The organism is Flavobacterium sp. MDT1-60 (genome assembly GCF_014844035.1).
Taxonomy (GTDB): Bacteria; Bacteroidota; Bacteroidia; order Flavobacteriales; family Flavobacteriaceae; genus Flavobacterium.
Genome location: NZ_CP062159.1, coordinates 3,274,304 through 3,298,618 on the forward strand (window position 1 = coordinate 3,274,304; position 24,315 = coordinate 3,298,618).

The 24,315-nt window shown below is 32.6% G+C and carries 23 protein-coding genes and 1 pseudogene; 14 read left to right on the plus strand and 10 right to left on the minus strand.

The window, feature by feature from the left end:
- Window positions 1-86: 86 nt before the first annotated feature.
- The 8 genes from lon to rpsA all read left to right on the plus strand — a co-directional run bounded on the left by lon (window position 87) and on the right by rpsA (window position 10,868).
- Window positions 87-2,540, plus strand: coding sequence for an endopeptidase La (gene lon / locus IHE43_RS13555; protein WP_192184376.1), 2,454 nt, complete (start codon window positions 87-89; stop codon window positions 2,538-2,540).
- A 181-nt stretch (window positions 2,541-2,721) separates the two neighbouring features.
- Entirely contained in the window at window positions 2,722-3,741 is a 1,020-nt protein-coding gene (gene porQ, locus IHE43_RS13560; protein WP_192184377.1) for a type IX secretion system protein PorQ, read from the plus strand.
- A 10-nt stretch (window positions 3,742-3,751) separates the two neighbouring features.
- On the plus strand, window positions 3,752-4,351 hold the full coding sequence (locus IHE43_RS13565; RefSeq protein ID WP_192184378.1) for a murein L,D-transpeptidase catalytic domain-containing protein: 600 nt from the start codon (window positions 3,752-3,754) through the stop codon (window positions 4,349-4,351).
- Window positions 4,352-4,402: 51 nt separating this feature from the next.
- Window positions 4,403-5,005, plus strand: coding sequence for a murein L,D-transpeptidase catalytic domain-containing protein (locus IHE43_RS13570; protein ID WP_192184379.1), 603 nt, complete (start codon window positions 4,403-4,405; stop codon window positions 5,003-5,005).
- 42 nt (window positions 5,006-5,047) lie between these two features.
- On the plus strand, window positions 5,048-5,740 hold the full coding sequence (cmk, locus tag IHE43_RS13575; protein WP_192184380.1) for a (d)CMP kinase: 693 nt from the start codon (window positions 5,048-5,050) through the stop codon (window positions 5,738-5,740).
- Between the two features lie 68 nt (window positions 5,741-5,808).
- Window positions 5,809-7,185: a nucleoside permease gene (locus IHE43_RS13580; RefSeq protein WP_192184381.1), complete on the plus strand. Its 1,377-nt coding sequence runs from the start codon at window positions 5,809-5,811 to the stop codon at window positions 7,183-7,185.
- Window positions 7,186-7,321: 136 nt separating this feature from the next.
- Window positions 7,322-8,563 (plus strand): hypothetical protein, encoded by a 1,242-nt coding sequence (locus IHE43_RS13585; protein ID WP_192184382.1) that lies wholly within the window; start codon window positions 7,322-7,324, stop codon window positions 8,561-8,563.
- A 523-nt stretch (window positions 8,564-9,086) separates the two neighbouring features.
- A complete protein-coding gene (gene rpsA / locus IHE43_RS13590; RefSeq protein WP_026984997.1) occupies window positions 9,087-10,868 on the plus strand; it encodes a 30S ribosomal protein S1 in 1,782 nt (593 codons plus the stop codon).
- Window positions 10,869-10,976: 108 nt separating this feature from the next.
- On the opposite strand, the gene IHE43_RS13595 is transcribed toward rpsA, so the two are convergent.
- From IHE43_RS13595 to IHE43_RS13605, 3 genes and pseudogenes are all read right to left on the minus strand, one after another.
- Window positions 10,977-11,300 (minus strand): hypothetical protein, encoded by a 324-nt coding sequence (locus IHE43_RS13595; RefSeq protein WP_192184383.1) that lies wholly within the window; start codon window positions 11,298-11,300, stop codon window positions 10,977-10,979.
- 18 nt (window positions 11,301-11,318) lie between these two features.
- Window positions 11,319-11,851, minus strand: a pseudogene (locus IHE43_RS13600) (ExbD/TolR family protein).
- Between the two features lie 13 nt (window positions 11,852-11,864).
- Complete coding sequence (locus IHE43_RS13605; protein WP_192184384.1) at window positions 11,865-12,389, minus strand: biopolymer transporter ExbD; 525 nt, start codon at window positions 12,387-12,389, stop codon at window positions 11,865-11,867.
- Between the two features lie 212 nt (window positions 12,390-12,601).
- On the opposite strand from IHE43_RS13605, the gene IHE43_RS13610 reads away from it, so the two are divergent.
- Window positions 12,602-13,156: a fasciclin domain-containing protein gene (locus IHE43_RS13610; RefSeq protein ID WP_192184385.1), complete on the plus strand. Its 555-nt coding sequence runs from the start codon at window positions 12,602-12,604 to the stop codon at window positions 13,154-13,156.
- Between the two features lie 131 nt (window positions 13,157-13,287).
- Here the strand turns inward: IHE43_RS13610 and IHE43_RS13615 are convergent, their stop codons facing one another.
- The 7 genes from IHE43_RS13615 to IHE43_RS13645 form a co-directional block, all read right to left on the minus strand.
- Window positions 13,288-14,133 carry a DMT family transporter gene (locus IHE43_RS13615; protein ID WP_192184386.1) on the minus strand — a complete coding sequence of 282 codons (846 nt, stop codon included), beginning with the start codon at window positions 14,131-14,133 and terminating at the stop codon, window positions 13,288-13,290.
- A 93-nt stretch (window positions 14,134-14,226) separates the two neighbouring features.
- Window positions 14,227-14,367 carry a hypothetical protein gene (locus IHE43_RS13620; RefSeq protein ID WP_056191105.1) on the minus strand — a complete coding sequence of 47 codons (141 nt, stop codon included), beginning with the start codon at window positions 14,365-14,367 and terminating at the stop codon, window positions 14,227-14,229.
- A gap of 914 nt (window positions 14,368-15,281) precedes the next feature.
- Complete coding sequence (locus IHE43_RS24060; protein WP_370526662.1) at window positions 15,282-16,208, minus strand: M56 family metallopeptidase; 927 nt, start codon at window positions 16,206-16,208, stop codon at window positions 15,282-15,284.
- Between the two features lie 5 nt (window positions 16,209-16,213).
- On the minus strand, window positions 16,214-16,582 hold the full coding sequence (locus tag IHE43_RS13630; protein ID WP_192184387.1) for a BlaI/MecI/CopY family transcriptional regulator: 369 nt from the start codon (window positions 16,580-16,582) through the stop codon (window positions 16,214-16,216).
- A 35-nt stretch (window positions 16,583-16,617) separates the two neighbouring features.
- Complete coding sequence (locus tag IHE43_RS13635; RefSeq protein WP_192184388.1) at window positions 16,618-18,225, minus strand: M56 family metallopeptidase; 1,608 nt, start codon at window positions 18,223-18,225, stop codon at window positions 16,618-16,620.
- Between the two features lie 11 nt (window positions 18,226-18,236).
- The gene (locus IHE43_RS13640) at window positions 18,237-18,608 is read right to left on the minus strand and encodes a BlaI/MecI/CopY family transcriptional regulator (RefSeq protein ID WP_192184389.1); all 372 of its coding nucleotides are present in this window, start codon (window positions 18,606-18,608) and stop codon (window positions 18,237-18,239) included.
- 164 nt (window positions 18,609-18,772) lie between these two features.
- The gene (locus tag IHE43_RS13645; protein ID WP_192184390.1) at window positions 18,773-19,990 is read right to left on the minus strand and encodes an MFS transporter; all 1,218 of its coding nucleotides are present in this window, start codon (window positions 19,988-19,990) and stop codon (window positions 18,773-18,775) included.
- Between the two features lie 99 nt (window positions 19,991-20,089).
- Between IHE43_RS13645 and IHE43_RS13650 the strand changes: the two genes are divergently transcribed.
- The 5 genes from IHE43_RS13650 (at window position 20,090) to IHE43_RS13670 (ending at window position 24,311) form a co-directional block, all read left to right on the plus strand.
- On the plus strand, window positions 20,090-20,689 hold the full coding sequence (locus IHE43_RS13650) for a DUF1684 domain-containing protein (RefSeq protein WP_192184391.1): 600 nt from the start codon (window positions 20,090-20,092) through the stop codon (window positions 20,687-20,689).
- Window positions 20,689-21,336, plus strand: coding sequence for a TatD family hydrolase (locus IHE43_RS13655; RefSeq protein ID WP_192184392.1), 648 nt, complete (start codon window positions 20,689-20,691; stop codon window positions 21,334-21,336). Before IHE43_RS13650 ends, IHE43_RS13655 begins: the two co-directional genes overlap by 1 nt.
- Before the next feature lie 518 nt (window positions 21,337-21,854).
- Window positions 21,855-22,571 carry a ThiF family adenylyltransferase gene (locus tag IHE43_RS13660; RefSeq protein ID WP_192184393.1) on the plus strand — a complete coding sequence of 239 codons (717 nt, stop codon included), beginning with the start codon at window positions 21,855-21,857 and terminating at the stop codon, window positions 22,569-22,571.
- Between the two features lie 164 nt (window positions 22,572-22,735).
- On the plus strand, window positions 22,736-23,398 hold the full coding sequence (locus IHE43_RS13665; RefSeq protein ID WP_192184394.1) for an HAD family phosphatase: 663 nt from the start codon (window positions 22,736-22,738) through the stop codon (window positions 23,396-23,398).
- A 70-nt stretch (window positions 23,399-23,468) separates the two neighbouring features.
- On the plus strand, window positions 23,469-24,311 hold the full coding sequence (locus IHE43_RS13670; RefSeq protein WP_192184395.1) for a DUF2911 domain-containing protein: 843 nt from the start codon (window positions 23,469-23,471) through the stop codon (window positions 24,309-24,311).
- Window positions 24,312-24,315 lie beyond the last annotated feature (4 nt).

Here is a 24,315-nt window from a genome sequence, read left to right on the forward strand (position 1 = left end):
TATAGTTTTATTAAAACCGAGAGTATTTAGGGGTACATTTGCAATTTGGATTTAACTTTTAATGACAAAACGACTTATATATTATTATGTCAAACCATAAAATACTTACTATTGACAATCTGTCACTTCAGGAATTTGATTCAGAAGCAGAATTAATTCCATTACTAACTCCAGAAGACGAAGAGGAAATGAATAACGAGGAGCTTCCGCTTTCGTTACCTATTTTGCCTTTGCGTAACACTGTTTTATTTCCGGGAGTTGTTATTCCAATTTCAGCAGGAAGGGATAAATCTATCAAGCTAATAAATGATGCCAATGCAGGCGGAAAAATTATTGGTGTTGTTTCTCAAATTAATGAAGAAGACGAAGATCCGTCTAAAGATGATATTCATAAAATTGGAACTGTTGCAAGAATTCTTCGTGTTTTAAAAATGCCTGACGGAAACGTTACGGTTATTTTACAAGGAAAAAAACGTTTCGAGATTGACGAAGTTGTTTCTGAAGAACCTTATATAACTGCAACAATTAAGGAAGTTGCAGAAGATCGTCCTGATGAAAATGATACTGAGTTTACGGCTATTTTAGATTCTGTAAAAGAATTGGCTATTCAAATTATAAAGGAAAGTCCAAACATTCCTTCAGAAGCTACCTTTGCGATTAAAAACATTGAAAGCCAGTCATTTTTAATCAATTTTGTTTCTTCTAACATGAATTTATCGGTAAAAGAGAAACAAGGACTTTTATCTGTAAATGGTCTAAAAGACAGAGCGTTAGAAACTTTGCGTTATATGAATGTTGAACTTCAAAAATTAGAATTGAAGAATGACATTCAGTCAAAAGTTCGTTTTGATTTAGATCAGCAACAGCGTGAATATTTCCTGCACCAGCAAATGAAAACCATTCAGGAAGAATTGGGAGGAGTTTCGCAGGAAGAAGAAATGGATGAAATGGGGCAGAAAGCGAAAACCAAAAAATGGGACGAAAAAACGCAGAAACATTTCGAGAAAGAATTATCTAAAATGCGCAGAATGAATCCGCAATCTCCGGATTTTGGAATTCAGCGTAACTATTTAGAGTTATTTTTAGAATTGCCTTGGGGTGAATATTCTAAAGATAAATTCGACTTAAAGCATGCTCAGAAAATTTTAGATAAAGATCATTTTGGACTTGAAGAAGTTAAGAAAAGAATGATCGAACATTTGGCTGTATTGAAGCTTCGTAACGATATGAAATCACCAATTATTTGTTTGACAGGACCTCCGGGAGTTGGAAAAACATCAATTGGTCGTTCGGTTGCTGAAGCTCTTGGTCGTGAATACGTGCGTATTTCTTTAGGAGGATTACGTGATGAAGCAGAAATTCGTGGGCACAGAAAAACATATATTGGTGCTATGCCAGGTAGAATTATTCAAAGTCTAAAGAAAGCCGGAACTTCAAATCCTGTTTTTATTTTGGATGAAATTGATAAATTATCAAGCGGAAATAGTGGTGACCCTTCTTCAGCTTTATTGGAAGTTTTAGACCCTGAGCAAAACAATGCCTTTTATGATAATTTCCTTGAAATGGGATTTGATTTGTCTAAAGTGATGTTTATTGCAACTTCAAATAATATGGCTACAATCCAACCAGCATTGCGTGACAGAATGGAAGTGATCAAAATGTCAGGTTATACTATTGAAGAAAAGGTAGAAATCGCAAAACGACACCTTTTTCCAAAACAATTGGAAGCACACGGTTTAACTTCGAAAGATTTGACTATTGGTAAAAAACAATTAGAGAAAATTGTTGAAGGTTATACACGTGAATCTGGTGTTCGTAATTTAGAAACTAAAATTGCTCAAGTAATTCGTAATGCAGCAAAAGCGGTTGCGATGGAAGAGGAATACAACAAAAAAGTTACAGATGAAGATATTGTAACGGTTTTGGGCGTGCCAAGATTAGAGCGTGATAAATATGAAAATAACGATGTTGCCGGAGTTGTTACAGGTTTGGCCTGGACAAGTGTTGGTGGTGATATTTTATTTATTGAATCTTTAATTTCTGAAGGAAAAGGTTCTTTGAGTATTACAGGAAATTTAGGAACTGTAATGAAAGAATCGGCTACAATTGCTTTGGAGTATATTAAAGCAAATGCCAAAAAATTAGGCTTAAGCATAGAATTGTTCCAAAAGTATAATATCCATTTGCACGTTCCGGAAGGAGCAACGCCAAAAGACGGCCCAAGTGCCGGTATAGCTATGCTGACTTCTTTAGTTTCATTACTGACACAAAAGAAAGTGAAGAAAAGCTTAGCGATGACAGGTGAGATCACACTTCGCGGAAAAGTATTGCCTGTTGGCGGTATTAAAGAGAAAATTCTTGCAGCTAAAAGAGCTAATATTAAGGAAATCATTTTATGTCATGAAAATAAAAGTGATATCGATGAAATTAAAGCTGAATATTTAGAAGGTCTTACTTTTCATTATGTGAAAGAAATGAGCGAAGTTTTAGCTTTGGCTTTGACAGATCAAAATGCAAAAAATGCTAAAACTTTAAAATAACTTTAAATAAAACTCCAATTCCGATACGTCGGGATTAAATTCCAAATTTCACACTGTTCCATTACAGGTTGAAATTTGGGATTTTTTTATTGGATTTTTTTAAGCTTTAATTTTATTTTTGCTGTTATATAATTTTATATTTGTATTTGCGTTATTCCCATATAGGAATCGCCCCAAAAGCATGTTAAAACGATTTGTTTTACTTTTTTTTATCTTGATTTGTTCGATTTCCTACGGGCAAATTGGAGGGCGCTACACTTATCAGTTTCTTAATTTAACCTCGTCACCAAGGCAGGCAGCGTTAGGAGGAGAAAACATAACAATTTATGATGAAGATGTTAATCAGGCGATGTCAAACCCTGCAGCCTTAAATGAAGATATGGACAACCATTTAGCAATGAATTACGGGAGTTATTATGGAGAGGCTTCTTATGGAACTGCTTCATATGCTTATACTTATGACAGACACGTGCAAACTTTTTATGCGGGCGTAAGCTATGTTAATTATGGAACCTTTGAAGGTTATGACGAAAATGGTCAGGCAACTTCAGATTTTTCAGGTAGTGAAGGTGCACTTTCTCTGGGCTACGCTTATAATATTCCTTTTACAGATGTTCATATAGGAGCAAATGCTAAGTTAATAACTTCGACCTTAGAAAGTTATAATTCTGTCGGTGGAGCAATTGATGTGGGAATTATGTATCAAATTCAAAAAAATAATGTAAATTTGGCTCTAGTATTTCGAAATATTGGGACACAGTTTACTACTTATTCAGGAATACAGGAGAATTTACCGTTTGAAATCATTGCTGGTGTTTCGCAAGAATTAGAACATGTTCCGCTTCGTTGGCATCTTTCGTTAGAAAATTTACAACAATGGAATATCTCTTTTTCTAATCCGGTTCGGGGAGAAACCAATATTGATGGCACGACAAGTGGGGAAAAAGTTTCCTTTGTAAATAATGCTTTACGACATACTGTTATTGGTGTTGAACTTTTCCCGGGAAGAGCAGTCAATTTACGATTAGGTTACAATTTTAGAAGGGCAGAAGAACTGAGAATTGATGAACAGCGTAATTTTTCAGGGATTTCTTTAGGTTTCGGTTTGAAAATGAATCGCTTAAAATTTAATTATTCATATTCACGATATACTTTGGCGGCCAACACAAGTCTTTTTGGACTAATTTTAAACTTTCAATAGGTGGTAATTTATGAAACTATTTTATTTAATTCTATTTGTTACGGCAGGTTTTTTTAACACCTCAAATCTTAATTTTAAAGACGAATCCCTTTCAGATATTGAAATCGAAAGAATTAACTATCACGTTAATACGGTAAGAGAAATGGTTTATGCCGGTCCTCAGTACAATACTAAAATTGCTTTTTTAGTTGATATGAGAATCAAATCCGGAAAAAACAGATTCTTTGTTTATGATCTGGTAAATAATAAAATTCTAGATCAGGGACTTGTAGCTCACGGATCTGGTTCTGAAACCGGAATTAGAGGGGAACTTAAATTTAGTAATATACCAAATTCTAACTGCACATCTTTAGGTAGATATTCTATCGATAAATGTTACAAAGGAATATTTGGAAAAGCTTACCGATTAAATGGATTAGATGAAACAAATAATAACGCTTTAAAAAGAGCTATAGTGCTGCATCATTATTCTGCAGTTCCACTTGAAGAGCAGGAATATTATATTTCGAACAGCCACGGTTGCCCAATGGTTAATGAAGAATTCTTTAAAAGAATAGAAAAAATAGTTGATAATTCTAAATCAAAAATTATCCTGGATATCTATTATTAAGTAAATAGTAACCATATAATTTTAACTTTTATAATTTAATACAAGTATCATATGAAGAAGATCTTTATCGTTTTTCTTATGATACTTTTTGTTTTTATAGGCTATAAAATTATTTGGAAAGACAAAAAAAATAATTATTCTGTTACTGCGACAATAGATAGTAAACAAATCAATGAAGTAAAAAGGTTAATAGAAAACAATTCAAAATATAATAGAAGATTTGCATTTTTTATTAATATGAAAGTACCTTCCGGAAAGAATCGCTTTTTTGTTTATGATTTAAAAACGGATAAAATCATCGATAAAGGTTTGGTTGCTCATGGTTCTGGCTCAGAGACAGGAATTAAAGGGAAATTAAAATTCAGTAATACTCCAAATTCATTAAGTACTTCGATTGGAAAATATTATATCGGAAATTCTTATCAGGGAAAATTTGGAAGAGCTTATAAACTGTACGGATTAGATGAAACTAACAGCAACGCATTTAAGCGTGATATTGTTTTCCATTATTATTATTATGTTCCATATAAAGAGCAAAATGGGTATATTTGCAATAGTTTTGGTTGCCCTATGGTGAATAGAAAATATTTTGATCGAATATCTAAAATAATAGATGATTCTGAGTCAAATATTCTAATGAGTATTTATTATTAAGAACTTGAAACTAAAAGATATTAAAATTTAAAATTTAAAAAATTGGAAAAAATCACCATTGCTATCGACGGATTTTCATCAACAGGAAAGAGTACTTTAGCAAAACAATTAGCAAAAGAGTTAGAGTATGTTTACGTCGATACTGGTGCCATGTATCGCGGAGTAACTTATTTTGCCATGCAGAATCAACTTATTGGAGCTGACTTTTTTGATAAAAAAGCTTTAATTGAAGCTTTACTCAATATTCAATTGGAGTTTAAGTTTAATTCTGATTTAGGCTTTGCTGAAATGTATTTGAATGGTGAGAATATTGAAAAACAAATTAGAACCATTGAAGTTTCTAATTTTGTGAGTAAGGTGGCAGAAGTTTCTGAAGTGCGTTCTAAACTTGTAGAACAGCAAAAGGAAATGGGAAAAAACAAAGGCATCGTTATGGACGGAAGAGACATAGGAACAGTCGTTTTTCCTGGTGCTGAACTTAAAATATTTATGACTGCCAGCGCCGAAACCCGTGCACAAAGACGTTTTGATGAATTACAGCAAAAAGGTGATAATGTTTCTTATGAAGAAGTTTTAAAAAATGTTGTAGATCGCGATCATATAGACACGCACCGTGAAGATTCGCCTTTAATAATTGCTGATGATGCTATAGAAATTGATAATTCTTATTTAACCCGAGAAGAGCAATTTGCAGTTGTTTTAGAATTGGTGAATGATGTTGTTAAAACAGCATAATTTTTTGCAGATATCATTTTTAATGGTAGTTTTACCGCTTCATTTTATTTAAAAGACAATTTCATCATATGGGAATTAAAAACAGGTTGATCGTAATGAGTTTTCTTCAGTTTTTTGTTTGGGGAGCATGGCTTATTACTATTGGAAATTATTGGTTTGGAACTAAAAATTGGGAAGGAACTCAATTTGGTCTTGTTTTTGGAACCATGGGAATTGCTTCGTTATTCATGCCTACTTTAACAGGAATTATTGCGGACCGTTGGGTAAATGCTGAAAAATTATACGGTATTTTACATATTTTATATGCAGTAGTTTTATTTGGAATTGCGCAAATAACTACACCAGATAACTTTATTTATGTGATGTTTGTGGCAATGTGCTGCTATATGCCAACAATTGCTTTAAGTAATTCCATTTCTTATACTTCATTAAAGCTTAACGATAAAAATATTGTAAAAGATTTTCCACCGATTCGTGTTTGGGGAACAATAGGTTTTATTGTTGCGATGTGGATCACTAATTTAAGTGGAAGTAAAGCAACAGAGTATCAATTTTATATTGCTGGAATTGGAGCTTTAATTCTTGGAGTTTATGCTTTTACATTGCCAAAATGTGAACCACAGCGCTTGACAAAAGAAAATGCTTCATGGGTTGAAACTTTTGGTTTAGAAGCTTTTAAATTATTTGGAAATTACAAAATGGCTTTGTTTTTTGTTTTCTCTATGTTTTTAGGAGGAGCATTGCAATTGACAAATGCTTATGGAGATGTATTCTTGGATGAGTTTAAACATTTTCCAAAATACGCAGATTCTTTCGTAATTAAATATTCGACTATTATTATGTCTATTTCTCAGGTTTCTGAAACCTTATTTATTTTGGCAATTCCGTTTTTCTTAAGACGTTTCGGAATCAAACAAGTAATGCTGATTAGTATGCTGGCTTGGGTATTGCGTTTTGGATTATTTGCTTTTGGAGATCCGGTAACTGGTTTATGGATGATTATTTTGTCTTGTATCGTTTACGGAATGGCATTTGATTTCTTTAATATTTCAGGTTCATTATTCGTAGAAAGCAATACCGATTCTAAAATACGTTCATCAGCTCAAGGTTTGTTTATGATGATGACAAATGGAGTAGGAGCGGTTCTAGGAAGTTTAACTTCAGGTTGGGCAATTGATCGTTTCTTTACAAAGTCATTTCATAATACAATTGAATTATCTGGATTTTTGCAAACAGAAACTACAAATCCTAAAATGTTAGAATTTGTAAAAGGACAAGGAAATTCTATTTCTCCGGAAGGAATTTTCAGTAATCCAATTTTAATGAAAGACTGGCATACAATATGGTTGTCATTTGCGGCTTATGCTTTAATTATTGCAATTGCTTTTGCGGTTTTGTTTAAGCATAAACATGATCCGAAGGAATTGGAGAATTTGAGTCATTGATAATACAAATCTTTAACAGATATGATTCTTTATAACAAACCCGACAGGTTTAAAAACCTGTCGGGTTTGTTATTTCTACGGTATTCTGTTTCAAATAAAAACGATAACTTAGTATTTCATTTTTAAAACTTTAGTGATGCAGAAATTCAGATTATTTATTTTGCTTTTGATTGGAATTTCTGGTTTTGCACAAACTAAGGTTTTATATGATCAAAGTGTTGAAGCTTATAAGAACAAAGATTATCTTTTGTTTTTAAAATTGACTAAACAGTTGGACAGTATTCGGCCAATGCATCCGACTTTTACTTATAATTTGGCATCTGCTTATGTTTTAAGTGGAAAAAAAGAAGAAGCTTTATTGGTTTTAAAAAGGATGGTTCTGGCAAATAATGCCATTGCTTTTGAAGAGGATACTGATTTTGAATCTATAAAAAACGAGAAGGAATTTAAAGATTTGCTAGAGTTAAAAGCTTCACAATCAAAAATAATTGAAAATTCTGTGGAGAAAATAAGTCTTTCAGAAAAAGATCTTCATCCGGAGGGATTGCTTTATTTGCAGAAACAAAGACTTTGGCTGGCATCGAGTATTCGGAATAAAAAAGTTGTTTCTTTTGATAAAAATGGAAAATGTTCTGATTGGTTTACAGAATGTCCTTATTCGGTTTTTGCTTTAAAAACAGATTCGGATGAAAAATATCTTTGGGTTGCCTGCTCGGCGATTCCTGAGATGGAAGGTTTCTCTAAAGAAATAGGTGGGAAAAGCGAAATTTTAAAAATTGAAATTGCCACGAAAAAATTGGTCAAGCGTTATACTGTTAACGGAAATCATGTTTTTGGAGATTTAATTGTGGCAAAAAATAATGATGTTTATATTTCAGATAGTGCTGAACCGATTCTTTATAAAATTGAAAAAGAGAATTTAATTGTTTGGAAAGATTTAAGGAAAGAAGCTTTTAACCTGCAAGGAATCGCTTTGAATAAAAATGAATCCAAATTGTTTGTTGCTGATTATTTGAAAGGGATTATGTCAATTGATATAAAGTCACAAAAAGAAAACTGGCTCGAATTTCCGGAAGAAACTTCTAAAAAAGGAATTGACGGATTGGTTTTTTACAAGAATTCGTTAATTGCGATTCAGAATGGAGTAGTGCCGATTCGGATTGTACGTTATAAATTGGATGAAACCGAAGCTAAAATAATTGATTTTAAGGTTTTAGATAATAACAGGAAGGAATTTGATGAACCTGCATTGGTAACTTTGGTTAAAAATAAAATGTACTTCTTTGCTAATTCGCCTTGGAAATTTTATGATAAAGATTTTCAATTAGATATAAGTAAATTTGAAAATCCGAAATTGTTTGAACTTGATCTACAGTAACCTTTGTCGAAGTTTAAAACTTTGACAAAGGTGGATGCTGATAGTGAATTTTGGATGAAGAGAATTTGGATATAATCTTTCTTTATGTTTAAAACTTTGAGAGAGATAGTTACACATAGTAAACCCGACAGGTTTTAAAAAGCTGTCGGGTTTGTTTTGAGGATTTTTAAATAGGAGGTTGGCAGAATCTGAATCTAAAGGCCTTAAAAACTGCTACTCCTTCTTATTTAGCCCCGATAGAAGTGGAAATCCTTTTGTGCAGTCCCGAGGCTTCGGGATGCACAAAAGATTGTAACGGATAGCGGGACTGAACGTCTTAAAATAGCCTAAATCGTCTGCTCCTGACCAATTGACTGATAATCATTTATAATTGTTTTGCTATTACAAATATTTGTATTAATTTTGCAAACCTTTTGGCGAAGAAGAGTTTCCTTTAGGTATCAACTATTTATGTAAAACAACTTCTGTTTTTTCTACTGCTTTATGAAACTCGAGGAAAACAGAATACAAATTTTTTATCAGCATGTCTGAACAATTAAAATCACAAGAAGAGTTTTTAGCAAATTTTAACTGGCATAACTTCCAAGAAGGAATTGATGCAGTAGATGAGAAAAACTTACAAGAATTCGAAGAACTAGTTTCAAAAACTTTCATCGCTACAGACCAAGAAGAAGTAGTTGAAGGTGTAGTTGTTAGAATTACAGATAGAGACGTTATCGTTGATATCAACGCAAAATCGGAAGGTGTTATTTCTTTAAACGAATTCCGTTACAACCCGAACTTAAAAGTTGGTGACAAAGTAGAAGTATTAATCGACATCCGTGAGGACAAAACAGGTCAATTAGTATTATCTCACAGAAAAGCACGTACTATTAAATCATGGGATAGAGTTATTTCTGCAAACGAAACAGGAGAAATCGTTAATGGTTTTGTAAAATGCAGAACTAAAGGTGGTATGATCGTTGACGTTTTCGGAATTGAAGCTTTCTTACCTGGTTCTCAAATTGACGTTAAGCCAATTAGAGACTACGATGTATATGTAAACAAAATGATGGAATTCAAAGTGGTAAAAATTAACCACGAATTCAAAAACGTTGTTGTATCTCATAAAGCGCTTATCGAAGCTGATATCGAAGTACAGAAAAAAGAAATCATCGGTCAATTACAAAAAGGACAAGTGTTAGAAGGTGTTGTTAAAAACATTACTTCTTATGGTGTGTTCATTGACTTAGGTGGTGTTGACGGATTAATTCACATTACTGACCTTTCTTGGAGTAGAATCAACCACCCAAGTGAAGTTCTTGAATTAGACCAAAAATTAAACGTTGTAATCCTTGATTTCGATGATGAGAAAACAAGAATTCAATTAGGATTGAAACAATTAAACGCTCACCCATGGGATGCTTTAGATGCTAATTTAACTATTGGTGATAAAGTAAAAGGTAAAGTAGTTGTAATCGCTGATTACGGTGCATTTATTGAAGTTGCTGAAGGTGTTGAAGGTTTAATCCACGTTTCTGAAATGTCATGGTCAACTCATTTACGTTCTGCTCAGGATTTCGTAAAAGTTGGAGATGTTGTTGAAGCTGTTATCTTAACTTTAGATAGAGATGACCGTAAAATGTCATTAGGTATCAAACAATTAACTCAAGATCCATGGACTGACATTACTTCTAAATACCCAGTAGGTTCTAAACATACAGGTATCGTTAGAAACTTTACAAACTTTGGTATTTTCGTAGAATTAGAAGAAGGAATTGATGGATTAATTTACATCTCTGACTTATCTTGGACTAAGAAAATCAAACACCCATCTGAATTTGTAAATGTTGGTGAAAAACTTGATGTAGTTGTATTAGAATTAGATGTTGAAGGACGTAAATTATCTTTAGGTCACAAACAAACTACTGCTAATCCTTGGGATCAATACGAAGATTCTTTCGCTGTAGGAACTATCCACAATGGTGAAATTTCTGAAATCGTTGACAAAGGAGCTACTGTAGAATTCGGAGATGATATCGTTGCTTTCATTCCTACTCGTCACCTTGAAAAAGAAGACGGAAAGAAATTGAAAAAAGGTGATACTGCTGATTTCAAAGTAATCGAATTCAACAAAGAATTCAAAAGAGTAGTTGCTTCTCACACTGCTATCTTCCGTGAAGAAGAAGAGAAAAACGTGAAAGCTGCAACTGAAAATACTTCATCTAACTCTTCTAATACAAATGCACCAGCTGCAACTTTAGGAGATAACAATGATGTATTAGCTGCATTAAAAGCTAAAATGGAAAAAACTGAGAAAAAATAATTCTTAGTTTCCTCTAAATAGAAAGTCCCACAGCAATGTGGGACTTTTTTTATGCATTTTGTTTTAGGTTTTCTTTGTTTGCTTCGCCATTCGGCTTTTAGCCTCGGGTCAGTTTTCAAGTTCTTGTGTTAGTTTTTTTTTAACCTTTTTTAAAATATAGCCCCCGCTTTCAACCGTGGGAGACATGTTGTGATATTCTTTGCGCTCCAATGGTTGAAACCATTGGATATGTTGTACTATATTGCCGTAGAAGCGCCATAAGAGGCGTCGTTTGCAGTGGAATTTAGAATTTAAAGAATTGATGTTTTTAATTTTTAAGGAGCTATTTACTTCGTCAGTCGCTATCGCTCGTGTCCAGCTATCATTCCAATCTTTTGCGCCGAAACCCCGGCACAAAAGGATTTTCCCTTCTATCTGGGCTAGGGCACTCATTTTCAAAAGAAGTTTTAATTATTTTGTAGCTAATAATTTTGTTTCTTCTGGAGTATAATAGTCAACAATCGCGTAGGAGTTTATTCCTGTTATTTTCATTTCATCAAGAATATCTACCAAATTACCGTAATTTGAATTTTTACTTGGTTTATAATTACCGTTACACCTCTTCCAGGTTTACCTCTTTCTACTGAATATTCAAGTACTTTTTTATTTCTTTCTAACAGTTCTTTTCTAATTCCATTTTTTCCGTAATACACTTCTTTTGGTGCTTCAATTGAAAAAAAAAATAATCCTGAATAAGTAATTATTTTGTTATTATCATCAAGCAAAAGGGTTAAAACACGATTTTCATCATGAAGGGCACAACCTGTAAAACGCCATTCATCATCATCATAATTAGGTAAATTATATTCCATTGCTTTCGGTTTTGCCAATTCACCAACAACCATAAAAAATATAATCAGCAAAAACGAAATGCTAACCATTGCCGTTAAATCGACTCTTGTATTTAACTTTTTACTTCTTACTTTTTTAGGGAGATTTTGCATAGTTTATATATTTTTATTTGGATGCTAATAATTTTGATTCTTCAGGAGTATATTCATCTACAATTGCATAGGTGTCAATTTTTGCAATTTTCATTTCATCCAAAATATCAACCAAATTTTTAAAATTGCTTTTTGGACTTGGCTTTATGATTATGATTACACCATTTTTTGGTTTTCCCATTGATGTCATATATTCAGATATTTGCTTATTTTTTTTAAAGATTTCTTTTCGAATACTATTATTTTCAAAAATCAGTTTTTTGGGTTTTTCGCGAGGATATTCCAATAAACCAGAATAAGTAATTATTTTATCATTTTTATCTAATAAAATGGTATAAATCCTTGTTGCATCAACACAACCAGGTAGGCAATCGTCGCAATCATTATCAGGCAAACTCAAATCCATAACTTTCGGTTTTGCCAATTCACCAACGACCATAAAAAATATAATCAGCAAAAATGAAACGCTGACCATAGCAGTTAAATCAACTCTTGTGCTTAATTTTTTACTTCTTACTTTTTTAGGTAGATTTTCCATAAATGAGTCAATTTGGTTACTAAAGTTAATAATAAAAGTAATACAATAAGATTATGAATTTGGAAAATATTTGAAAATAAATTCACGAATTAATATGTTGTTTTACAGTTGTTTTTGGGATTTTTTCAATGTTTTGAAATCTTTTTTTAATTTTTAGTAAAACCAAATCGGAAACTATCCCGTAAATGAGCTTATAACTTAAAATAGTATTTATGAAAACTAGAAAATTTTTAGCCGTAGCAATCTTAACACTTGGATTTGCATTTACATCTTTTGCACAAAAAACAGTAATGGTGGGTGGAGCTGCAATGTATCCAAACAAAAATATTGTTGAAAATGCTGTGAACTCAAAAGATCATACAACTTTGGTTGCCGCTGTAAAAGCTGCAGGACTTGTAGAAACATTACAAAGCAAAGGACCATTCACCGTTTTTGCTCCAACAAACGAAGCTTTCGCAAAATTACCAACAGGAACTGTTGACACATTATTGAAACCAGAAAACATCAAAACACTACAAACGATCTTGACCTATCATGTCGTTGCAGGAAAAATGAATTCTTCTGATATTGCTAAAGCAATTAAAATGGGTAAAGGAAAAGCAACGTTTAAAACTGTAAGTGGTGGAACTCTAACTGCGTGGATGGATGGTGCAGCTTTATACATAAGCGACGAAAGTGGTAACAAATCTAAAGTTACAATTGCTGATGTTAATCAGTCAAATGGTGTAATTCACGTAGTTGATACTGTTTTATTGCCAAAAATGTAATATTTACTCAAATTCCAATATTTAAAAATTCCAAATTCCAACTTTTAAATTAGGTATGAAATTTTATATTCTACAAAATTTAGGCTTAGATAATTTTGGAATTTGGATTTTTTTTATTGGATTTTTTATATTTATCGTTTAGCCGTCAAGGTTGATCCAGCCGAAGCGATAACAACACAAACTACAGCCAGAATTTCATAAAAACTTAGACTTTCCTGTAAAAAAACAAATGCACAAATAGCTGCAGCGGCTGGTTCTAAGCTCATTAAAATACTAAAAGTACGTGGAGGCAGCTGACCTAAAGCTTTCATTTCTAAAGTAAACGGAATAGCGCTAGACAAAAGAGCTAATGCGACTCCCATACCTAAAAACTTTGGAGTAAGATTATCAAGACCGTTTTCGAAAAATCCAAAAGGCAGAATTAAAATAGCAGCAAAGAGCATTCCGGTCGAAACTGCCTGACCGCTATTCATAATCTTTGAAATTTTTCCACCCAAAACAATATAGGCTGCCCAAAGTGCGCCTGCCAAAAGAGCAAATATAACACCAAGTAAATCGATTCTGTCATTAGACCAGGGAGCAATTAAAACGATTCCAGCAGCGGCAAGTAATACCCAACAATAATCAATCAATCTTTTTGATCCAATTATAGCTACTAATAATGGTCCAATAAATTCTAAAGTTACGGCCAATCCAATTGGAATTCTTTCAATTGCCAAATAAAAAATTAGATTCATCGCACCCAAAGTCAGACCATACGGAACTACAATTTTCCATTGATCAGGAGTGATTTGTTTTAAGTTTGGCCTATATGCTAAAAGTAAAATTATGGCTGAAATTCCAATTCGTATAGAAGCTGTTCCTGCCGCTCCAATTGCCGGGAAAAGAGTTTTAGCAATAGCTGCACCACATTGTACACTGATAATAGATAATAGTACTGCGGGGACAGGAGGAAGATTGAATTCTTTATTTTTCATGAGAAATTGAAATGGATTGCAAAACTACGAAATAAGTTTTGAAGGATCCATTTCTGCTCTATTCAAATAAAAAAATATGCAGAAAAAGAATAACTATTCCAAAGCACGTTTTGTCACATAAGCACGATAGCCAATAATAGCCATTTGCCATTTTTTTGCTTTTGAAATGTCTAATCCTTGTTTGGTAAAACTTGGTAAAAGGATTTTATTTATTTTGGCTAAAATTTTAAACATAGTAGGTTTGTTTTTTCAAAGATATAAAAAAGACTTTGCAGTTAGGCAAAGTCTTTTTTACGTGTTTTAAACCAATTTATGATTTTTTACTTTCTTTCTCCAGTTTCTTCATTTCCTTTTCATAGGCTTTCATATCCTTTTCGTATTCTTTCATATTTTTTTCATACTGCTTCATGTCTTTTCCAACTGTTTCTTCGATGTATTTGGCATATTTTTCCATATCAACGTTGAATTTTTCCATAGCAATTTCATACTTTTTCATATCCTTGCCGTACAGTGCCTCATGTTTAGACATGATTTCATCAACTTGTTTTTCGTAAGCAGATAACTCTGGTTCAAAAGCTTCCATTTTTTTCTCAAATTCAGACATATCTTTTTCAAATTTAGCCATAGCTACTTTATCTCTCGGGTTTGCGGGTGGTGCCGGAGCTTTAGGCATTTTGGACATGTCTATAGTTGGTAAATTTTGCATAGATCCTCCAGGGAAAGCAGGTGCTGCTGGTGCAGCTGGAGGTGCAATATTACCTATTCTGGCAGGTGGTGCTGGTGGTGCCGGAGGCACAATATTGCTAATATCCAGACTGTTTGCATCTTCAACATCTGCAACGCGATCCTCAGGCATCATTGAATTGTTTGTATCGCTATCGCTATCGGTAACAACACCAATTTTTTTGATATTATTACCTTCAGTTGACACCACAAGGTCAAAACTTTTTATTGCTTCATCTCCATCGATTTCAATAGTTTGAACTTCTTTAGACCCTTTTTTAATATTCATTTTAATGGCGGTCAATTCCTTATTTGTGTTTCTCTTTACATTCGATATAGCAACATCAAAATCATGGCTTTGTTTTATTTTTTCAACAATTACTTTTAATTCCTGATCTGTTGTTGTTTTTTCGATTTTGTAAACATCATCTGAAGTAATTTTTGGAGTAACCTCCTGATTTTTTTTTCTCTCCTGTGCAATGATTTCTATTTGAAATAAAAATATAAAGGCGGCAAGTGCTGGAATTATGGTACAATACTTCCAGTAATTTGTTTTTTTTGATTGATTTTTGTTTAACATGACAATTCGTTTTTTGATTAATGATTGATAAAAATGATTGGTGATGGCAACACAAGTTTCGTGTGTTGTTATTTTTAAAAGCGTGTATTGATATGCTTTTTTTGTCTGATATTTTTTTGGCGGCTTCGTTATCAGCAATAAATTCAAGATTTTGCAGAATTGCTTTTTTGTACAGCCAAATAATTGGATTGAACCAAAACAGCACACAAAAAATTCTCGAAATAATGACATCAACAGTATGATTTTGATCGCTATGGACTTTTTCGTGCTCAATGATACTTTCTAATTCTGATGCCGTGAACATTGATGAGTTGTAAACGATATAATCAAAATAAGAAAATGGAGCAATATTTTCCTCAATATCTATAAATTTAAAATCTTCTTCTTGTTGTACTTGTTTACCTTTTAAAACAGAATTCAAACTGTAAAAATCAGCAGCAAATTTTATAATAAGTGCCAGGAATCCAATTCCGTAAATGGCAAGTGCTACATAATTCCAATTGATTTCAAAAGATTCCTCGCGTATAGTATTAATAACATTATGAGGTATATAACCCGAAGAATAATTCACGGCAGGCATTGGAGCAGGGTCGACCCAAACGATTTTAGTATAAACCACAAAAGGTAAAACTACTGATGTAACCAAACCGGCTAATAAAAACCATCTGTTACTATTGAAGAAAGTTTCTTTGCGAAGTAAAAAAAAGTAAGCGCAATAAAACAATATTAGTAATCCGCTTGATTTTGTAATAAAGGTGAAAAGTGCTTCCATAATGTTTATTTATCTTCGTTTGGTTTTTCGATCATCGCCAGGATTTCGCGTAATTCGGCCGCAGAGATTTTTTCTTCTTTGGCAAAAAAGGAAACCATACTTTTATAAGAGCTATTGAAATAATTATCAATAGCGGTGCTCATAAACCCTTTTCGATAATCTTCAATACTTACAATTGGGTAGTACTGATGCGTATTTCCAAAGGCATTATGACTTACATATCCTTTTTCTTCCAAATTTCGAACAATAGTCGAAAGCGTGTTATAATGCGGTTGATCTTCAGTAATCTCAGCCTGAATTTCTTTTACAAAAGCTTTTTTAAGTTTCCATAAAATATGCATTATTTCTTCTTCTTTGTTGGTTAATTTTTGCATGGTTTTGGTTAGTTTTTTAATTTAAAATTGAAAAATTATTCGTTAGTTTCAATTTCAATAACACCATTTTTGCCTTCGTCGCCATATTTATCTGTAGCATGTGTGCCTTTTAGTACATTTATAGTTTTAATATTCAATTTGTCAAGATCGTTTGTACTTGAAACATTTGTAACAATCTCTCCGTCTACAATAACCAATTGCGCCAAATGGTTGCTGACATTCTGACCATTTGTAGTGATACTAACACTGTTATTTATTTTATTGTCACTATTTACATTTCGATTAAAGCCAACTTTTACATTTGTATTTACATTAGCATCGCTAGTATTAGTACTAGTGCTTGTACTAATGCTTGTATGAGTATTATCATTAGTTTTAACATCACAATTAGTTTTAGAATTTTGAATATTTTTTACTTCAACTTTACGCTCTTTGTCAATAATTTTTACTTCACCAATTTGGTCATCCGTTTTTAAGCCTATTTTTTTTGAGCCATCTTTCTCCGTTTCAATAACAATTTCACAATCCTTAATTGCTTTACTACCTTTAACGCGATACGACTGCGATTGTTCAGAACCTTTTTTTAGATCAAATCTGATGGCTATTAATTCATTATCTGAATTTCTTTCAACATCAGAGATCTTTGCGTCAACATTATGATTTAGCTTCATTTTTTCAGCCATTTCTTTTAATTGTTGATCAGTTGTTGTTTTGCTGATTTTGTAAACATCAACAGAACCATGTTCGTTTTTAACTTCTTTTGCAATTTGCCTTTTTTCTTTTGCAATGACTTCAACTTGAAATAAAATTGCAAAAACTGCAAGAGCTGGAATCACAACATAATGTTTCCATGAATTTCTCTTTTTTGATTGATTTTTGTTTAACATAACGATTCGTTTTTTGATTAATGATTGATAAAAATGATTAGTGATTGATAGACAACTCTCATGAGTTGTAATTTTTAAAAGCGTATATTGATAGGCTTTTTTGTCTGATATTTTTTGAGCTGCTTCTTTGTCAGCAATAAATTCAAGATTTTGAGTTATCGCTTTTTTGTAAAACCAAATAATAGGATTGAACCAAAACAGGATACAAAAAGCTCTCGAAATCAAAACATCGATAGTGTGGTTTTGATCGCTGTGCACCTTTTCATGTTCAATAATACTTTCTAATTCAGAAGCCGTGTACATTGATGAGTTGTAAACGATATATTCAAAATAAGAAAATGGAGCTATATTTTCATTAATGTCAACAAATTTAAAATCAGCCTGTTGTTTTATTTGTTTTCCTTTTAGGACTAAGTTTAAACTGTAGAAATCAAAAGCAAATTTTATTAGTAAGGCTAAAACTCCAAGACTATAAATAGTTATAAGCGTTAAATTCCAGTCAATTTCAAAAGCATTTCTTTCTACTTGCGTTGAATATAATGATGCATAATTTATATTTGAAAGTGGAGTAGGATTAACCCAAATCACTTTAGTATAAACTACAAAAGGTAATATTGCAGAAGTAATTAAACCGGCTAATAAAAACCATCTGTTACTATTGAAAAAAGTTTCTTTGCGTAACAAAAAATAATAAGAAAAGTAAAATAATGCCACTAATCCGGCTGATTTTGCGATATAAATGAAAAGTGCTTCCATAAATGATAGTTTTATTTTTTGTTTTCTTTTGGATCTTCGATCATAGCCAGGATTTCGCGTAATTCTGCCGCAGAAATTTTTTCTTCTTTAGCAAAAAAGGAAACCATATTTTTATAAGAACTATTAAAATAGTTATCAATAGCTGTTTTCATGTATTTTTTGCTGTAGGCTTCTAAAGTAATAATCGGGTAATATTGGTGTGTATTTCCAAAAGCATTATGCGCTACAAAACCTTTCTCCTCAAGATTACGAACAATAGTCGAAAGTGTGTTGTAATGCGGTTGATCTTCGGTAATTTCAGCCTGAACCTCTTTTACAAAAGCTTTTTTAAGCTTCCATAAAATGTGCATGATTTCTTCTTCCTTGTTGGTTAACTTTTGCATGTTTTCTAATTTTAATTCAAACCTACAACTATTTTTCTAGTTACACAACTATAAAAATAGTTATTTAACTAAAAATTAAGTTTGGTGTGAATTAAAGGTACAGAAAATCTATTCAAATTTAAAAGTAATAAATTGAATTTGAGTAATTTAAGAGTTAAAATTGTTTACGGTTTTTTTTCGAGTACCAAGGCTTTTTTGATCCAAAAGCAACAAAGGGTAGCCACAACCCCAATGGAAGCCATGAAAAACCAGTTGATTTGGTATCCTAATCTGGTGATGATTTCAAAACCAACCTTTGAGCTAATAATATGAGCCAAACTAAAACTCATGGTATAAAGAGCCATATAACGTCCTTCCTGACCACGCGGTGCACGGCTTAAGGCGAAAGCATTTGAAAAAGGAAAGGTTAGAATTTCTCCAATCGAAATGCAAATCATACTAATAACCAGAATTCCGGCCCAAACATTTATCAGAAGCAAAAAGAAACTTGAAGCCATAATAAAGGAACCCAGAATAATGATTTTAATTTTCGGGAAACCTTTACGCTCCATGAATCCAACAGTTGGCATTTCTAAAGCAAAAATTAAAAGTCCGTTTAAGGTCATTAATAAACCTGTTTGAAATTCACTTAAACCGAATTTCTCATTATGATATAAAGGAAGCGTTGTGAAAAGCTGAAAGAAAATCATAGCGGTTACAAAACTAACAAATAAGAAAACCCAAAAGATTCGATCATGAAAAACTGATTTTTTATCTGAGGCGCTTTCGACTTTATCGTCATGAGCTACTTTCTTCTTTTCTTTTACCAATAAGGCAAAAATTGAAATCGATATAATACAGGAAGCTCCGTCAACCCAGAATAATCCGGAATAACCAATTCCCATGATAATCAATCCGCCTAAAGCGGGCCCGGCAGCGAAACCTAAATTTACGGCTAAACGAACTAAAGTCAGGGCACGGGTTCTATTTTCGGGTTTTGCGTACGCTCCCAAGGATACAAACATGGCCGGGCGAAACATGTCCGCAATTACCATTAAAACAAACATGGCGATGCATAATCCCCAGAATGTTGTTATATATTGTACAAAGAAAAGGGAGACTCCACTGGTAAATAAACTAAAAATCATGATTTTGTAAAACCCGATTTTGTCAGAAAGTTTTCCTCCAAGCCATGATCCTAGCATCGATCCCAAACCAAATGAAACCATAATCCAACCTACCTGGTTATAAGAGAAATGAAGATCTTCTTTTAAGTATTTTGACAAAAAAGGAAGCACCATTGTACCGGCACGATTGATAAAAGTGACCAATGTAAGTATCCAAATTTCTCTTGAAAATCCTCTAAAATTATTGATGTAGTGGTTGGCGGCAGTTTTGAGCATTATAAAAGTATGTTATTTGCAACAAAGTTAGGAAACTTTGTCACGTATCTCGGTTGCTGCTTTGTTACTTTTAAACTATTTTTGTTCAAAATTTCCAAGATGAAAAAAATCGTATTTCTTACTTTATTATTAACTTTTAATTTTGGCTTCAGCCAAAAGAAATTTGATAAAAAAGAAACAGAGAAATTTCAGAAGACTATAAATTCAGAATATGCTGATCCTAAGACGAGTCCGTTAATGGAAGAAGATTTAAAAGTTTTTAAAACTTTGGATTTTTATCCTGTTAATGCTAAATATTTTGTCAATGCCAAGTTTGTAAAGGCAAAAAATGAAAAAGTTTTCGAAATGAAAACTACAGGAACAAGGACGCCAAAATATATAAAATATGGTACTTTATACTTTTCGCTTGATGGTAAAGCACTGCAGTTAAATGTATACAGAAGTATTGATCTTTCTAAAACGGAAGAATACAAAGACCATTTATTTTTGCCTTTTTCTGATTTAACTTGTGGTAAGGAAAGTTATATTGGAGGAAGATATATCGATTTGAAAATTCCAAAAGGGAATACTATTGCAATTGATTTTAATCAGGCCTACAATCCGTATTGCGCTTACAATCACAAATACTCTTGTCCGTTAGTTCCTTTGGAGAATGATTTGAATACTGAAATTAAAGCAGGAGTTAAAACTTTTCATTAATGGAATTCTTTAATTTTCATACGCATCAGTTTACGAATCAATCCAATGTTTTGGAATTGGTAAATCAGTATCCAAATGAATTTGATGCTTCGATTCCGTATTATTCAATCGGAATTCATCCGTGGTATATTGTTGACGACAGAATTGATGCTGATCTGAAAGTTATCGAAGAAAAATTGCAAACAGAAAATTGTCTGGCGTTAGGCGAATGTGGTTTAGATAAACGAATTGAAATTCCGCTTGAACAACAAATTGTAGTTTTTGAAAAACAATTGGCTTTAGCCGAAAAATATAAGAAACCGGTAGTTATTCATTGCGTCGCTGCTTTTCAGGAAGTGATTGAAATCAAGAAAAAAATGAAAATTTCAGTTCCAATGATTATACACGGATTTTCGAAAAACAGTCAACTTGCTAGTCAGCTGATTAAGGCCGGATTTTATATTTCTTTTGGAAAATATTTATTGAGAAATCCAGAATTAAAAACAGTATTTCAGAATATCCCAAACGATCGGTTTCTATTGGAAACGGATACTATTGAAGAGAATATTCAACAAGTTTATGATTTAGCATCAGAATATAAAAATTTAACAATTAAGGAATTACAGGAGATTATCTCAAGTAATTTTGAAGCTATATTTCGAAGGTAAAAGAGTAAAGAGTAAAGAGTAAAGAGTAAAGAGTAAAGAGTAAAGAGTAAAGAGTAAAGAGTAAAGAGTAAAGAGTAAAGAGTAAAGAGTAAAGAGTAAAGAGTAAAGAGTAAAGAGTAAAGAGTAAAGAGTAAAGAGTAAAGAGTAAAGAGTAAAGAGTAAAGAGTAAAGAGTAAAGAGTAAAGAGTAAAGAGTAAAGAGTAAAGAGTAAAGAGTAAAGAGTAAAGAGTAAAGAGTAAAGAGTAAAGAGTAAAGAGTAAAGAGTAAAGAGTAAAGAGTAAAGAGTAAAGAGTAAAGAGTAAAGAGTAAAGAGTAAAGAGTAAAGAGTAAAGAGTAAAGAGTAAAGAGTAAAGAGTAAAGAGTAAAGAGTAAAGAGTAAAGAGTAAAGAGTAAAGAGTAAAGAGTAAAGAGTAAAGAGTAAGGGATAGTAGTTGATAGAATCTTTACTAACGCTGAAAGTCGATTTGAAAAGCAACTTGAAATTTGAAACAAGAAAAACAAAATAAACAAAAGATTTTATGGCAGAGTGGACAGAAAGAGCCGAGCTTTTATTTACAAAAGAAGGATTAGAAAACTTAAAAAACTCCAATGTTTTGGTAGTGGGTTTAGGAGGAGTGGGATCATTTGCAGCTGAGTTTTTGGCAAGGGCAGGAGTAGGGAATATGACAATTGTTGATGGAGATGTTGTTGATATTACCAATGTTAACAGACAATTACCAGCGTTGCATTCAACGGTTGGGCAACCAAAAATTACAATTGTAGGAGATCGTTTAATGGATATTAATCCGGAATTAAAACTAACTCGAGTTCAGGAATTTTTATCTCCGGAAAGGGCTTTTGAAATCGTTTCTCCTGAATTTGATTATGTTTTAGATTGTATTGACAGTATTACGCCAAAACTTAATTTAATTATTGCAGCGAAACGCAAAAGAGTTAAAATCATAAGCAGTATGGGTGCAGGTGGAAAAATGTTGGCTTCTAAAGTAAAAGTTGCTGATATTTCTAAAACCATAAATTGTTATTTTTCAAAAGCAATTCGTAAGAGATTAAAAGCGGTAAAAATCAATAAATTAAAAGTTGTTTTTTCATCAGAAATTCAGGATGAAAAAAGCTTAAAATTAACTGACGGAAAAAACTTTAAAAAATCGTTCTACGGAACCAACAGTTATATGCCTGGATTATTTGGCCTTCACGCCGCAGAAACCGTGATTCGTCATTTGCTTAAAAAAGAGTAGATGTTTGTTTCAAGTTTTCTTTGTTCCCAGGTTTGTATACGTTGTGTTTTTAACCGAAAGTTCGCAAGGATTTACGCAATGAACGCAAAGTTATACAACCTGAAACCTGAAACAAATAAAACATTAGAATCTTAGCATCTCAGAACCTTAGCAACTTAAAAAAAATGATAAAAACAGTAATTTTTGATATGGATGGTGTAATTGTAGACACTGAACCTGTACACCGTTATTCCTATTACAAACAATTTTCAGAATTAAATATTGAAGTACCTGAAGAAATGTATACTTCGTTTACCGGGTTTTCTACCCGAAATACATTTCAGACTTTAAAAGGTTTTTTTCCGGTGATTGAACATGAAGTCGAAGATTTGATTCAGAGAAAGAGAAGTATTTTTAATGATGCTTTTGATACCAAGGAAGATCTGTATTTATTGCAAGGTGTTGAAGATTTGATTAAGGATTTATATGCAAACGGTATCCAGCTCATTCTGGCTTCTTCTGCGTCAAAAGTTACGATTGAAAGAGTTTTTACAAGATTTAATTTGCATCAGTATTTCTCTCATATTGTAAGTGGCGAAGATTTTCCGCAATCAAAACCAGATCCTGCGATTTTTGTGCATGCTGCATCATTGTCAATCGCGCCAAAAGAAAATTGCATTATAATTGAAGACAGTACAAATGGTGTAAAAGCAGCAAAAGCAGCAGGGATTTATTGTGTTGGCTACAACAGTCATCATTCAAAATTACAAGATTTGTCAGAAGCTAATTTAATTATAAATCATTTTAATGAATTAGACGCTCAAAAAATATCACAGCTAGGTGCTTGAATTAAGTTAAATTTAACATTTGTTCCCTAATTGAATTTGTAAATTTGAACAAAACAAATAAAACCTAACAATGAAAAAACTACTTATTGCATTAGCTATTATAATAGCACCTTTTGCTACAGAGGCTCAAATAAAAACACCACAAGCGAGTCCTAAAGCTTATATCAAACAAACTGTTGGTTTAACCGATGTTGAAGTTACGTATTCAAGACCAGGTGCGAGAGGAAGAGCTGTATTCGGAAATTTAGTTCCGTTTGGTAAATTATGGAGAACAGGGGCTAACGAAAACACAATTATTAATTTTAGTGATGATGTTGTTATCGATGGTAAAACATTGAAAAAAGGAAAGTATGCAATTTACACTATTCCTAAAATCGAAAGCTGGGAAGTGATTTTCTATCTTTCTACAGACAACTGGGGATTGCCGGAAAATTGGAGTGATGCTTATGTAGCTTTAAGAACTACAGTTAAAGAAAATGCATTACCAACGCCTGTAGAAAGCTTTACGATTGGTATCAATGGCTTAGATCCAAATTTTGCTTATTTAGAAATGGCTTGGGAAAACTCTCATATAGCTTTGAAATTTGAAGTTCCGACAGCAAAAACAGCTACTGCAAGTATTGATAAAGTTTTGGCCGGACCATCTGCAAATGATTATTTTGCTGCATCACAGTATTTGTTTCAATCAAATGGAAACATTGAAACTGCCAGAACATATGTTGACAAATCTTTAGATATGAGTGCTGACAAACCCTATTTTATCTTAAGATTGAAATCTTTAATCCAGGCAAAACAAGGCGATAAAAAAGGTGCTATTGAAACTGCAAAAGCTTCGCTAGCCGCTGCGGAAACTGCAAAAAATCAGGATTATGTAAAAATGAATAAAGATAGTATTACAGAGTGGAGCAGATAAGGCT

What these genes read in the sequence shown, in the direction of transcription:
- IHE43_RS13620 (WP_056191105.1), bottom strand. Translation starts at nt 14,367, where the DNA reads ATGTTTAAAATTTTAGCCAAAATAAATAAAATCCTTTTACCAAGTTTT.
- IHE43_RS24060 (WP_370526662.1), bottom strand. Translation starts at nt 16,208, where the DNA reads ATGGAAGCACTTTTCACCTTTATTACAAAATCAAGCGGATTACTAATA.
- lon (WP_192184376.1), top strand. Translation starts at nt 87, where the DNA reads ATGTCAAACCATAAAATACTTACTATTGACAATCTGTCACTTCAGGAA.
- porQ (WP_192184377.1), top strand. Translation starts at nt 2,722, where the DNA reads ATGTTAAAACGATTTGTTTTACTTTTTTTTATCTTGATTTGTTCGATT.
- IHE43_RS13630 (WP_192184387.1), bottom strand. Translation starts at nt 16,582, where the DNA reads ATGCAAAAATTAACCAACAAAGAAGAAGAAATAATGCATATTTTATGG.
- IHE43_RS13670 (WP_192184395.1), top strand. Translation starts at nt 23,469, where the DNA reads ATGAAAAAACTACTTATTGCATTAGCTATTATAATAGCACCTTTTGCT.
- IHE43_RS13650 (WP_192184391.1), top strand. Translation starts at nt 20,090, where the DNA reads ATGAAAAAAATCGTATTTCTTACTTTATTATTAACTTTTAATTTTGGC.
- IHE43_RS13570 (WP_192184379.1), top strand. Translation starts at nt 4,403, where the DNA reads ATGAAGAAGATCTTTATCGTTTTTCTTATGATACTTTTTGTTTTTATA.
- IHE43_RS13640 (WP_192184389.1), bottom strand. Translation starts at nt 18,608, where the DNA reads ATGCAAAAGTTAACCAACAAGGAAGAAGAAATCATGCACATTTTATGG.
- IHE43_RS13610 (WP_192184385.1), top strand. Translation starts at nt 12,602, where the DNA reads ATGAAAACTAGAAAATTTTTAGCCGTAGCAATCTTAACACTTGGATTT.
- IHE43_RS13565 (WP_192184378.1), top strand. Translation starts at nt 3,752, where the DNA reads ATGAAACTATTTTATTTAATTCTATTTGTTACGGCAGGTTTTTTTAAC.
- IHE43_RS13665 (WP_192184394.1), top strand. Translation starts at nt 22,736, where the DNA reads ATGATAAAAACAGTAATTTTTGATATGGATGGTGTAATTGTAGACACT.
- IHE43_RS13645 (WP_192184390.1), bottom strand. Translation starts at nt 19,990, where the DNA reads ATGCTCAAAACTGCCGCCAACCACTACATCAATAATTTTAGAGGATTT.
- IHE43_RS13585 (WP_192184382.1), top strand. Translation starts at nt 7,322, where the DNA reads ATGCAGAAATTCAGATTATTTATTTTGCTTTTGATTGGAATTTCTGGT.
- IHE43_RS13605 (WP_192184384.1), bottom strand. Translation starts at nt 12,389, where the DNA reads ATGGAAAATCTACCTAAAAAAGTAAGAAGTAAAAAATTAAGCACAAGA.
- IHE43_RS13655 (WP_192184392.1), top strand. Translation starts at nt 20,689, where the DNA reads ATGGAATTCTTTAATTTTCATACGCATCAGTTTACGAATCAATCCAAT.
- IHE43_RS13660 (WP_192184393.1), top strand. Translation starts at nt 21,855, where the DNA reads ATGGCAGAGTGGACAGAAAGAGCCGAGCTTTTATTTACAAAAGAAGGA.
- IHE43_RS13580 (WP_192184381.1), top strand. Translation starts at nt 5,809, where the DNA reads ATGGGAATTAAAAACAGGTTGATCGTAATGAGTTTTCTTCAGTTTTTT.
- IHE43_RS13635 (WP_192184388.1), bottom strand. Translation starts at nt 18,225, where the DNA reads ATGGAAGCACTTTTCATTTATATCGCAAAATCAGCCGGATTAGTGGCA.
- IHE43_RS13615 (WP_192184386.1), bottom strand. Translation starts at nt 14,133, where the DNA reads ATGAAAAATAAAGAATTCAATCTTCCTCCTGTCCCCGCAGTACTATTA.
- rpsA (WP_026984997.1), top strand. Translation starts at nt 9,087, where the DNA reads ATGTCTGAACAATTAAAATCACAAGAAGAGTTTTTAGCAAATTTTAAC.
- IHE43_RS13595 (WP_192184383.1), bottom strand. Translation starts at nt 11,300, where the DNA reads ATGAGTGCCCTAGCCCAGATAGAAGGGAAAATCCTTTTGTGCCGGGGT.